The following is a 12,323-nucleotide window of genomic DNA, read 5'->3' as shown; positions in this document are numbered from 1 at the left end:
AAATATTTTATGAAAAAACTGACGTTTAAATCTGTAGTTGGCTGGCTACAGCCTTTATTGAAAACGTGGCGTATCGCAAACACTTCTAATGTTTGGGCACACTGCGCGAGCGTAGGTTTTTTTGGGTTTTTATCAATTTTTCCAGTAATGGCAGTATTTGTGCTGCTATATGGTCTTGTATTTTCGCTCACTGAGATGCAAGAACAGATTGCAATTTTGCGTCCGTTTGTACCTGATACGGTATACGAAGTCCTCAATTCACGCCTAAGCGATCTGGTTTCTAGTACTGCATCTACACTGACTGTCAGTCTTATTGTATCGACTTCATTTGCTCTTTATGCTGGCTCTAAAGGCATCAAATCGTTAATCGTTCTTGTCAATCTTGCTTTTCATATCACGCAAGAGCGTGGCTTTATACAAAGTACCATTCGATCAGTTGGCTTGACCTTCGCCGCAGTTGTAATATTAATTATAACAATCTCCTCTATCGCTATCATTCCATTAGCGGCAGCCTACTTTCCCTTCCCTCAAATTGCTAAGACAATTGCACTTTGGAGCAGGTGGCCTATATTGACTGGTATCATCTTTTTAAGCTTTTTGGGCTTTTATCGCCTAGCCCCTAACCGTGGCGCAGTCGCACTAAAGAAACTAGTGCCAGGCTCAGCGCTAGCAACCATTCTTTGGATTATATTGTCTGTACTATTTTCAATTTATGTCCAAAACTTTAACAACTATAGTGCTGAGTTTGGCGCACTATCAGCTGCCGTGGTCATTATGCTGTGGCTTTATTATTCAGCATTTATTGTCGCTTTTGGAGCTATCTTTAACTCTGAAGCCATAGAAGATGCCAAACCTTATGCTACTCGAGTGTACTAGGGCGTGTCCTAGTCATCAATTTTTCACCTCTACTCTTCGCTTTATTGCTTTAGGAACCTCACCGTCATGACTGAATCTACCAACGAATCAGGCGACTCACGCAAAGTAAACGACTCAGATAGCTCTACTGAATCAAATAATGGTCAGCATGAGCAAACACCGATTGATTCTAATATTGACAACGCGAGTGCTAACGCAGAGCAAACCGTGCCGCCTTATAAACGCGAGGCAATAAAAACTGACAAATCTGCCCTAATCAAAAAAGCCATCCTAGCACTGATTATTCTCATTGTGCTGGGTATGGTTGCTTATGGTTTGTATAAGAGCAGTCAACACAGTGAGCCCGAGGCCATTACCTTGCAAGGGCAAATGCAAATGCAGCAAACCTCTATCGCTGCAAAAGTACCTGGACGCATATCAAAAATCTTAGTCACTGAAGGCGATACTGTTACCATCGGTCAGCAGCTTATTGAAATGGACTCACCTGAGATTAATGCCAAAATTAATCAAGCACGTGCTGGCAAACAAATGGCACAGAGTCAGTTAGATAAAGCAGAAAACGGTGCTCGCCCACAAGAAATCGCTCAAGCAAAGGCAGCATGGCAAGCCAACAAAGCAGGTTCTGATTTGGCAGAAAACACCTATCGACGGGTCAATCGTCTGTATGAAGAAGGACTAATGGCACGGCAAAAACGAGATGAAGCTTATGCCCAATATCTGGCCACCCAAGACCAAACTGAAGCGGCGCTATTGCAATATGACCTAGCGTTAGAAGGCGCACGCACTGAAGATAAATTAGCCGCCACAGCGCAAGTCGCGCAAGTCGATGCAAAACTGGACGAAGCACTGGTTGCAAAAGAAGAAGCCAACTTAAAAAGCCCTATCGCTGGTATCGTAGATGACGTTATTGTCAATGCCGGTGAAGTCATTGGAGAAGGTGTTCCTCTACTGACGTTGGTCGATACCAGTGATCAGTGGGTCGTACTCAATGTCACAGAAACCTATTTAAACCAACTAGCAATCGGGCAAAAATTCACAGGTACGATACCAGCATTGTCATCAGTGAATAAGCCTTATACTAAAGAGTTTACCGTCTATGCCACGTCAACCTTATCTGACTTTGCAACTTGGCGCCCAACCAACAATGATGACGGCTTTGATGTGCGTACCTTTGAGGTGAAAGCGCGTCCTACCACTCCAGACGCCCGTATTCGTTCGGGCATGAGCGTGGTTGTGAGCATTGATTCAGCGTCTACTAACACTAAGAATCAAGAGTAAGCCATGAGCCTGACCAAGTTAAGTGAGGCTTTTTTTCGTAGTGCTGCGTACGAGCGACGATTTTTGTCCAAAAACTCGTGGGACTTGGCGATGGTGATTTGGATACCATTAGCAACTGTGCTATTGATTTGGTGGATATTTTCTCATACGCAAATTACAGACTTGCCTATCGGAGTGATCGACCAAGACAATGGTCCTGTTGCCAATACTGTTGTGCGTTATTTAGAAGCCAGTCCTACCTTGATGGTCAAGCAGCTTTATACTTCAGAAGCTGTGGCAGAAAAAGCCATTTTGCAGCGTGATATCTATGCCGTTGTTATTATTCCTGAAGATTTCTCTCGTAATATTTTATCTGGCAAGCCTGCCCCTTTAATATTGCAAGTGAATGCTCAGTACGGTACACATTCAGGCATCATCCAAACTGGTGTTCAAGCCGTTACTGGCACGTTATCGGCTGGTGTTGAGATACAGCGTTTGGTCAAGCAAGGCGTGGCACCATCACAAGCAGTGATTGCCTATTCGCCGATTAGTATACAGCGTATCAGTCTATTCAACACCGCAACTAACTATCAGCAGTTTTTAGCCTCAACGGTGATTCCCGCACTACTACATATTTTAGCAATGGTCATCGGAGCAACGACGATAGGACGTGAGCTGCGTGATAAAAACATAGGCCATTGGTACGACTTTATTACTAATAAAAAAACAGATACAGCTCATGAAGATACTCAACCTAGACAGGCTAGCTTCTCTGTACTGTTATTCGGTTTATTGGGCAAGTATTTTTGGCCCATGATGGCTTATAGCATCTGGTCAATGCTTGCTGTTTGGTTCGCTGCACCACAAGACGTTATTGCTATTGGCTCAGTGATTGCTACTTATGTCGGTCTGCTTTTACTAATGATGCTGTCATTTCTTATTGGTGCCATCTTAACCCTAAATTCGTTTTCTTTACGCATGGGCTTATCGTCTACTGGTTTTATTTCTGCCCCTTCTTATGCCTTTGCAGGTGTCACTTTTCCGTATATTGCTATCAGTGATAATGCCAAGCATTGGTCAGACGTGCTACCACTCACACATTATTTAAAGCTACACATTGCACAATTACAGATGAACGCCCCTGTGGCTGTGTCATTACCGATTGTCTATGGCCTCACAATTGCGACGACCATTACGATGATCTTGACGACGCTATTGACCAAACGTGCATTGGCACATCCAGAACGCTGGGGAGCACGCTAATGTCATTGTTACCAAAACAAAATCCGTCTTCTATGGCTGAACACTCAACACTGCAAGCAACATCCCCAACATTTTGGGATGGGTTCTTGGAGACTTTTAAAGGCATATTTTCTGATAAAGGTGTGCTGTTACTATTGATGATTGCACCTATTATTTATGGCTTTTTTTATCCTTGGCCATATTCGACCGAGGTAATCGATCATGTGCCCGTTGGTATCATTGACTATGACAACAGTAACCTATCACAAACTGTCGTACGTTATGCCAGTGCCAGCCCGCAGCTAGATACTAAGCGGTTTCTCAATGAGCAAGATGCCAAACGGGCCATTTGGGCAGATGAAATCGCTGGATATATGGTGATTCCGAGTGGCCTTGAGCAGCAAGTACTCTCTGGAAAATCAGCGAGCGTCAGTGTATTAGGCAATGGCGGTTATTTTCTATTGAATAAAAATGTTCAGATGGGATTTTTGAAAGCCGTTAGCACCGTATCAGCTGGTATCGAGATTAAGAAGAACGTAGCACAAGGTGTGTATCCAGTAACCGCAAAAGCAAACACTCAAGCGGTACCCTTACAAATCATTCCTTTATACAATCAAACAGAAGGCTATGGCGCGTACATCGTGCCAGCGGTTTCTATTCTAATTTTACAGCAAACACTTTTGATGTCGACGACGATGCTGATTGGAACATGGTATGAGCAGCGTCGGCACATGAGTAGCATCCGTGGCTGGCTTGGTCGTATTTCAGCGCTAAGTGCGTGTAGCTTTGTGATCGGCTGCTTTTATTATGGCTGGGCGTTTGAGCTTCATCACTATCCGCGCGGACAAAACATGCTCGGCAGCTTGTTATTTCTACTAATATTCTGCCCAACAGTTGCAACTCTCGGCTGCGTACTCGGATTATGGTTTCGTCAACGTGAACGCGGTATGCAAATTCTTATTTTTAGCTCGTTGCCGATGTTTTTTATCAGTGGCTATCCGTGGCCTGCAAACCAATTGCCAGAATTTTTACAGATCATTCGTTGGTTAATACCGACGACACCAGCCATCAACACTTCTGTACAGCTAAACCAAATGGGTGCCAGTGTATCCCAAATCTCTACTGGGCTGTATGCACTCGCCGCTTTATGGATATTCTACTTTATATTACTCTTGCTCATTCGCTGGTATACCACTATGAAGCAGCATAAAACCATTTCATAACATGGAGTAAGTGGTTTAATAGGCCTGTTTTATATTGATAAACCAGCTATCAAAAAAGCGCCTGCTAATATTAGCAGGCGCTTTTTTGATTTATACAATATAAATAGGCGATGATTTAAAAAACTCGATTCAAACCATTCAATGCCGCGACACGGTACGCTTCGGCCATCGTTGGGTAGTTAAAGGTGGTGTTCACAAAATACTCAAGCGTATTATTACTCTTACACTTCATAACGGCTTGACCAATATGAATAATCTCTGACGCATGATTGCCGTAGCAATGGATACCCAAGATCTCTAGCGTATCACGATGGAACAAAATCTTTAATACGCCTGAACGCTCACCGATGATTTGCGCACGTGCCAGATGCTTAAAGAATGCTTGACCCACTTCATAAGGAACTTTTTCATCCGTCAGCTCTTGCTCTGTTTTACCAATACAAGAGATTTCAGGAATGGTATAGATACCAGTCGGCACACTAGATACTGGCTCGGCATCATCATCACCTACCATAAAGGCAGCAGCGCAGCGACCTTGGTCATAAGCGGCAGATGCCAGAGATGGCCAACCAATCACGTCACCAGCAGCGTAGATGTTTTTAATATCAGTGCAATATGTGTCGTCAACTTTCAACTGACCGCGGCTATTGGCTTTCAGACCAACCGCTTCTAAGTTCAGACCTTCGGTATTACCTGAGCGACCATTGGACCATAGAATGGCATCAGATTTGATTCTCTTACCACTCTTTAGATGTAAGACCACATAATCATCGTGCGTTTCAAGATGATCAATCTCTTCATTACTACGGATCAGCACACCAAATTGTCTAAAATCATGAGCGATAGCATCGCTGATTTCGCTGTCCAAATAATTGAGCAGCTGATCTTGGTTATTGATTAAATCAACCTTGTAACCCAAACCAGTAAAGATAGACGCATACTCACAACCAATTACGCCTGCACCATAAATGATGATTTTTTTGACCACATAATCCATTTGCAGAATTTTATCAGAATCAAAAACGCGTGGATGATCAAAGTCTAGAATATCAGGACGGTAAGGACGGCTACCAACGGTAATAATCGCTTTGTTAAAAGTAATGGTTTCAAAAACATTGTCATCGGTTTCAATACGTAATGTATGGGCATCGATAAAGCTGGCCCAACCGTGAATCACTTCAATGCGGTTGCGCTCATAAAAACGCGTGTGCGTATTAACTTGACGACGTATTACTTGACGCGCCTTGGCCAACACTTCATTTAGGGGTACTTGCTTATATTCCATCGCCTTAGTAAACATCGGGTCACGGCGGAAGTTAATTAAGTTAAATACTGATTGGCGTAGCGCTTTACTTGGAATCGTGCCTACATGAGTAGAGTTACCACCTACTTGATCACGTGGATCAACGACCGCTACTCTTTTGCCAGACTTAGTCAGTTTCATAGCAGCCGCTTCACCAGCAGGACCTGCTCCTAAAACAACTGCGTCATATTCGTATGCATGGTTGTCGCTTTTTAGACGACGTGAATCTTTGGTAAAACCAGATTTGATATCAATTCGTGTGTCATCGAGAGGATTCACAAGATCAGGGTGATGCATCACATCATCAGTGACTTGCTCATGGGTTTGTTCAATTTTTTGTTGTTTGTTTTTTCCGACAGTGTGCTCAGGATTAGGCGCGTGACTACTTGCTTTATTAGATACTTCAGTATGGCTTTCTTCACCGATATCATTAGTTGCATCGCTTGGTTTTTTAGTTCCCATCGTATCCTCTTTATATGTACTTATTGGTTTGATATTTAGGTCATGAACGAATCAAAATTTGAGTGAGTTAGTATCACCGTACTAAGGCATTCCTACCATACGTTGTGAGACAATGTTTTGCAATGTCCAATAGCCATTAGGACTTTGTTCTGCTTCATCGATTTGCGGGCGGGCACTGATCACGTATTCAGTACCAAGCGTTGGCTCAAAACCCTCAATCCAATCATAAGGAACTTCAAACATGCTACCGTCTTTGCTAGATTTGGCAAGCAAGCACTGCATCGGTAATTCCGAAGCACAGGCCACACGGTTTGGCATGATGGTTAGCATTTGCGCATCACCTAAGACAATGGTTGGTACATAGCGCGGCTCAGGGACTGGTTGACGTGACGTCTGACAGGCTGTCAATAATGTCGCTACGCTTAAAAAACTGGCTAATAATAAAGGGGTCTTGCTAGACTTATAAGCTAAACTCATAATATTCTCTATAGGATAATGAGGTTGTATTAAATGACGATATTAATAATGGTATAAACAATCTTCAAGGGTTAAACAGTTAATGTTTAATTGAGTTTTATCAATCTTTAACCAATACGACGTTTCAGACCTGTCATTTGTAGAATACGAGTGGCAATTTCTTCAACAGACATCTCGGATACATCCAAGCTGGGGATGCCATGAGTGATATAAATCCCTTGTATCGCACGCTGCTCCTGCTGGCATTGCTGATAACTAGAATAACGACTACCCGCGCGGCGCTCTTGGCGGATTTTCACCAAACGATCTGTATCAATAAGCAGACCAAACAATTTGTCTTTATGCTCACGCAATGCTTTTGGTAATTGATTGTCGTACAAATCATCTTCAGTCAAAGGATAATTGGCTGCTCGAATACCAAACTGTAACGCTAAGTATAGTGACGTTGGGGTTTTACCAGAGCGTGACACCCCAACCAAAATGATATCCGCCGCATTATAATGACGGGTACGTGCGCCATCATCGTTATCTAAAGCAAAATGCACTGCGTCAATACGCTCTTTATAGGTCTCAGAATCAACATTATCATGGGCATGACCTGAGTGCCCATCAGGCTCTACACCGGTCTCTTCCGCGACTCGCCCAATCAAACCCTCATACATATCCAAGTTACAACTTTGTGCTGCGTTGATTTTTTCACGAATCTCAGGGTTGACTATCGTATCAAACACCAAAGGTAGTAAACCATCTCGTTGATAGGCCATATTGATTTGCTCAACCGTATCTTCCGCACGCTCAAGGCTGTCCACATAAGGCAACACTCTGGTTTCAAAAGGTACCGAAGCAAACTGACTCAAAATAGCACGGCCCAATGTCTCAGCCGTAATTGCTGTCCCATCTGAGATAAAAAATGCGGTTCTAACAGCTTGTGAGCTGTCTAAGTTTAATGCATGCCGGTTTTGAATAGTGGACTTCACTTGTTCAGTAGGGTTGTTTGAGTACATACGTTGGCACCTCAATTGGAAACACAATGATAATCTTTTTTTGGCTTATATTTTTCATACTACTCTAGGACGTGTCTTCATTTTAAAAATAGTGATAAAAATGATCGTCAAACAAGGAAAATCGCGCAGATAGTATCGGGATATGAACCGGCTATTTGACGATATTTATTCCGTTTAGATGACTATCGAGTGAATTGAAGCCATCCCCTAGACATATTTAGCGCCTATATAAATCAGCCTTGATATTCAATATATATGCAATAACAGACCTACATTATTTATGCCCTACATTATACGCATAATAGCGGCTTAATAGAAATTAATGTTACAGATGCGTACTTAGAAACCAATATAAAAGCCAACTCTATCTCTAGAACATACTGAGATTAGCGATTCTTTCACCAAACCCGTTATAACACCTTGGTAATTGTATAACTTCAATATTTAGAGTCTGTTTCATACCAATAAAGCGAGCGAATAAACACTCTATAAATAGTAAGATGTGTTTGATATTCGATCATGGCACTAACAGAGAGTATTTGTGAATGTTTAACACGTCCTAAACAAAACGATATTCATACCCTGTTCGATTGAACTAAAAATGACTATTACACACCTATATAAGCACGAAGTTTCTAAAACACACACCATCTATCTGTAATAGTCCTTGAATTGGCTATTTATAGTCTCATTTAGGGTTGTCAGACGGGGATATATTGGCTTTTTTCGATATTTTTACGCTAGCGTAGAAAGTAAGTTTTTCGAAAAGCTGCTCAAAATTATGTAGTAAACTCCATAATTTGTCTGTTTTTAACAATTTTTTTGATTTAACCCCTCGAAATTGTCCTAATATAGCGGTATAATCCACCGTTATAATCCTTACTAAATAACCTTATTTTCTGGAGTTATCATGGCAGCGCAATCTACAGCACTTGTAATCAATCTAGATCAGCTAGGAAAAGACGATATTGATATGGTCGGTGGTAAAAACGCCTCATTAGGCGAAATGATCAGCCATTTATCTGATTTAGGTGTCAGTGTTCCAGGCGGTTTTGCCACCACTTCAAATGCGTTTAACCGCTTTTTGAACGAAACAGGTTTGCTAGAAAAAATCAATAATGAGCTAAAAACATTAGACGTAGATGATGTTAACAAGCTTGCAGAGACTGGCAAAAAAATTCGTACTTGGATTATTGAGCAAGAACTACCAAAAGATCTTGAACAAGAAGTTCGTGAGTCATTTGAAGCAATGAGCGGCGGCGAAGACATCGCTGTTGCCGTACGTTCTTCTGCAACTGCTGAAGATTTACCAGATGCTTCATTCGCAGGTCAGCAAGAGACATTCCTAAACATTCGCGGTATTGATAACGTCCTAATCGCTATCAAAGAAGTGTTTGCTTCTTTATACAATGATCGCGCAATCTCTTATCGTGTACACAAAGGCTTTGAGCACGAAGGTGTTGCACTATCTGCCGCTGTACAACGCATGGTTCGCTCAGAAACTGGTGCGGCTGGTGTAATGTTCACGCTAGATACCGAAAGTGGTTTTGATCAAGTGGTATTTATCACATCAAGCTACGGCCTAGGTGAAATGGTCGTTCAGGGCGCGGTTAATCCAGATGAATTTTATATATCAAAGCAGTTGTTAGCCAATGGTAAGCCGTCAGTTATTCGCCGTAATCTAGGCAGCAAGCATAAGAAAATGATTTATGGTGACGAAGGTAGTACAGCTAAATCTGTGAAAACTGTCGATGTTGAAAAACAAGATCGCCTGCAATTCTCACTATCTACTGAAGAGCTAACCTCTCTTGCTAAACAAGCGGTAACGATCGAAAAACATTATGGCCAAGCGATGGATATCGAATGGGCTAAAGACGGCGACACCAATGAGATATTTATCGTTCAGGCACGCCCTGAAACGGTTAAGAGCCGCCAAGACAGCAATGTCATGGAGCGTTACATCATTGATACTACCGACGCAAAAATACTATGCGAAGGCCGCTCAATCGGTCAACGTATCGGTTCAGGTAAAGTGCGTATCGTTAGCAACCTAAACGAGATGGACAAAGTACAAGACGGCGATATCCTCGTATCAGACATGACGGATCCTGACTGGGAGCCAGTCATGAAACGTGCCTCTGCCATCATCACCAACCGTGGTGGTCGTACTTGTCACGCGGCTATTATCGCACGTGAACTAGGTGTTCCAGCTATCGTTGGTTGTGGTAACGCAACTGAGCTATTGGTTGACGGTCAAGATGTGACTGCTTCTTGTGCCGAAGGTGATACTGGTTTTATTTATGAAAGCCAAATTGACTTTGAAGTGCAAACCAACTCTGTTGAAACGATGCCAGAGCTAGCATTTAAAGTAATGATGAACGTCGGTAACCCAGATCGCGCTTTCTCATTCACCCAAATGCCAAACGAAGGCATTGGTCTTGCTCGCCTTGAGTTCATCATCAACCGTATGATTGGTGTGCATCCAAAAGCACTATTGAACATGAATACGTTGCCACGTGAAATATCACAAGCCATCCAAGAGCGTATCGCCGGTTATGCCTCACCTGTTGACTTCTATGTTGATAAATTGGTCGAAGGTATCTCAACCTTAGCGGTTGCCTTTATGAATCAGCCAGTTATCGTTCGTATGTCAGATTTCAAATCAAACGAATACGCTAACTTGTTGGGCGGTAAATTATACGAGCCATCAGAAGAAAACCCAATGCTTGGTTTCCGTGGTGCAAGTCGTTATGTATCTGACAACTTCCGCGATTGCTTTGAACTTGAGTGTAAAGCACTAAAGCGTGTCCGTGATGACATGGGACTGACCAACGTCGAGATTATGATTCCATTCGTGCGTACGATTGGCGAAGCCAAAGAAGTCATCGAGCTACTAGAGAAAAATGGTCTAAAGCGTGGCGAAAACGGTTTGCGTGTTATCATGATGTGTGAACTACCAACCAATGCACTATTGGCAGATGAATTCCTAGAGTACTTCGATGGTTTCTCAATCGGTTCTAACGATTTGACTCAGTTGACCCTTGGTCTAGATCGTGACTCAGGTATCGTCTCACATCTATTTGATGAACGTGATCCTGCTGTTAAGAAGCTGTTAACTATGGCAATCGATGCCTGCCGTAAGCAAAACAAATATGTCGGTATCTGTGGTCAAGGTCCATCAGACCATCCAGATCTTGCTTATTGGTTGATGGAACAAGGTATCAACTCAGTGTCATTAAACCCTGACTCAGTACTAGATACTTGGTTCTTTTTAGCTGGTGAAGAAACCAAATAAGCCGTAACGTCAAGTCACAGCGGTAATTCACACCATTATTAAAGATACACTTATTAGGGTCTATTTGAAAAATATTAAATAGACCCTAATATTATGTATTATAAAATGTGATGTAAGACATGACTAACTATGTAGGCAATTATGCAGATTTTCCTTGCTCGAAATAACGTACAAGCCGGTCCATACAGTTTGGATCAGCTCAATATTATGTTGGCCTCTGGTGAAGTACTGCTAGATGATTTAATGTGGCATGAAGGCTTAGACCAATGGCAGCGTGTCGGCAACTTGACCAACAACCAAACGGTTTATCGACCCGCTACCATTAGCCGCCCAGATACCAATGACTCTATTATCAATAACGTCACTGTATTTCCTGAAGATAAAGCCAGTGATGGTGAGGACAGACAATCTGTATCGTTAGATAGACTGTATGGCAAGCCTGAACGTCCAAAAGTCACTGATAAAGATGCGAATATGACAACCAACCGTCATCACACACCGCATCATAATGTGTCATTAAATAAAACGGCTAGCAGTAAGAATATTTCAGCTCAAGATAAAGTTCTTGGTAATGTTGTTCTTGCGCCTATCATGTCGCGAGTATTAGCAACGGCACTTGATTGGCTACTTTTAATCATGTCATTTTTGCCATTAATGCTAGCTATAAACAAGTTGGATGGCATACCTACAGATTTACAGAATATGGATGAGATGGTTAAATATTCTTTAAGTGTTGCTGAAAGTATTCCTCATGCTACGCAGCTCATATCAAATGCTATGGTTTTTGGTCTTATCGCTTTGCAATTACTTTTTATTATCTTACGAGGTCAGTCGTTAGGCAAACTAATTACTGGTATTCGTGTGGTCGACCAAACAACTCATCGTTTGCCTTCTTTTGTCAAATTGGTTGTGATACGCACGCTTGTATTAGCACTAATCTACATCCCTCTTTCTACTTCATTTATAGTATTCATACCTTTAGCTATTCATTATTACATGGCTTCAAAAAGCCCTCAAAACATTGGTTGGCATGACAAACTGGCCAGCACATTGGTAGTGAAAGCAGAGAGTAATCAGTTAGCAAAAGAACCAAAAATAAAATAACCATTCGTTAAGTTTGGTTATGAGCAACGTGTCTGATAACCCTTATAAAAAAGCAGCGTATTATCGTTGCTTTTTTTTGT

9 protein-coding genes are annotated in these 12,323 nt (G+C 42.1%); 6 read left to right on the top strand and 3 right to left on the bottom strand.

Going from position 1 to position 12,323, the window contains the following annotated elements:
* From ACT3RN_RS11155 to ACT3RN_RS11140, 4 genes are all read left to right on the top strand, one after another.
* The coding region (locus ACT3RN_RS11155; protein ID WP_444518634.1) for a YihY/virulence factor BrkB family protein at positions 1 to 876 on the top strand (876 nt) is incomplete at its 5' end.
* 66 nt (positions 877 to 942) lie between these two features.
* Positions 943 to 2,154: an HlyD family secretion protein gene (locus tag ACT3RN_RS11150; RefSeq protein WP_192519846.1), complete on the top strand. Its 1,212-nt coding sequence runs from the start codon at positions 943 to 945 to the stop codon at positions 2,152 to 2,154.
* 3 nt (positions 2,155 to 2,157) lie between these two features.
* Positions 2,158 to 3,396: an ABC transporter permease gene (locus ACT3RN_RS11145; protein ID WP_192519845.1), complete on the top strand. Its 1,239-nt coding sequence runs from the start codon at positions 2,158 to 2,160 to the stop codon at positions 3,394 to 3,396.
* Positions 3,396 to 4,598 carry an ABC transporter permease gene (locus ACT3RN_RS11140; RefSeq protein ID WP_192519844.1) on the top strand — a complete coding sequence of 401 codons (1,203 nt, stop codon included), beginning with the start codon at positions 3,396 to 3,398 and terminating at the stop codon, positions 4,596 to 4,598. The genes ACT3RN_RS11145 and ACT3RN_RS11140 overlap by 1 nt, the downstream gene beginning before the upstream one ends.
* Positions 4,599 to 4,713: 115 nt before the next feature.
* On the opposite strand, the gene sthA is transcribed toward ACT3RN_RS11140, so the two are convergent.
* From sthA to ppsR, 3 genes are all read right to left on the bottom strand, one after another.
* Positions 4,714 to 6,363, bottom strand: coding sequence for a Si-specific NAD(P)(+) transhydrogenase (gene sthA / locus ACT3RN_RS11135; protein ID WP_192519843.1), 1,650 nt, complete (start codon positions 6,361 to 6,363; stop codon positions 4,714 to 4,716).
* 81 nt (positions 6,364 to 6,444) lie between these two features.
* Positions 6,445 to 6,840, bottom strand: a complete 396-nt coding sequence (locus tag ACT3RN_RS11130) for a DUF4377 domain-containing protein (protein WP_192519842.1) — start codon at positions 6,838 to 6,840, stop codon at positions 6,445 to 6,447.
* A gap of 107 nt (positions 6,841 to 6,947) precedes the next feature.
* Entirely contained in the window at positions 6,948 to 7,844 is an 897-nt protein-coding gene (gene ppsR, locus ACT3RN_RS11125; RefSeq protein WP_225739221.1) for a posphoenolpyruvate synthetase regulatory kinase/phosphorylase PpsR, read from the bottom strand.
* A gap of 910 nt (positions 7,845 to 8,754) precedes the next feature.
* Here ppsR and ppsA point away from each other — a divergent pair.
* Positions 8,755 to 11,139, top strand: a complete 2,385-nt coding sequence (gene ppsA / locus ACT3RN_RS11120) for a phosphoenolpyruvate synthase (RefSeq protein ID WP_192519841.1) — start codon at positions 8,755 to 8,757, stop codon at positions 11,137 to 11,139.
* 141 nt (positions 11,140 to 11,280) lie between these two features.
* On the top strand, positions 11,281 to 12,243 hold the full coding sequence (locus tag ACT3RN_RS11115) for an RDD family protein (RefSeq protein WP_225739220.1): 963 nt from the start codon (positions 11,281 to 11,283) through the stop codon (positions 12,241 to 12,243).
* Positions 12,244 to 12,323 lie beyond the last annotated feature (80 nt).

Origin of the sequence: Psychrobacter sp. AOP5-GZ1-6 (assembly GCF_052376345.1) — a bacterium.
Taxonomy (GTDB): Bacteria; Pseudomonadota; Gammaproteobacteria; order Pseudomonadales; family Moraxellaceae; genus Psychrobacter.
The sequence above is the reverse complement of the archived record's forward strand: the minus strand, read 5'-3'. Positions and strand labels throughout refer to the sequence as shown.

Bases quoted from the DNA above. Each gene is read 5' to 3' on its own strand.
- ACT3RN_RS11150 (WP_192519846.1), top strand. From the start codon at position 943: ATGACTGAATCTACCAACGAATCAGGCGACTCACGCAAAGTAAACGAC.
- ACT3RN_RS11145 (WP_192519845.1), top strand. From the start codon at position 2,158: ATGAGCCTGACCAAGTTAAGTGAGGCTTTTTTTCGTAGTGCTGCGTAC.
- ACT3RN_RS11140 (WP_192519844.1), top strand. From the start codon at position 3,396: ATGTCATTGTTACCAAAACAAAATCCGTCTTCTATGGCTGAACACTCA.
- sthA (WP_192519843.1), bottom strand. From the start codon at position 6,363: ATGGGAACTAAAAAACCAAGCGATGCAACTAATGATATCGGTGAAGAA.
- ACT3RN_RS11130 (WP_192519842.1), bottom strand. From the start codon at position 6,840: ATGAGTTTAGCTTATAAGTCTAGCAAGACCCCTTTATTATTAGCCAGT.
- ppsR (WP_225739221.1), bottom strand. From the start codon at position 7,844: ATGTACTCAAACAACCCTACTGAACAAGTGAAGTCCACTATTCAAAAC.
- ppsA (WP_192519841.1), top strand. From the start codon at position 8,755: ATGGCAGCGCAATCTACAGCACTTGTAATCAATCTAGATCAGCTAGGA.
- ACT3RN_RS11115 (WP_225739220.1), top strand. From the start codon at position 11,281: ATGCAGATTTTCCTTGCTCGAAATAACGTACAAGCCGGTCCATACAGT.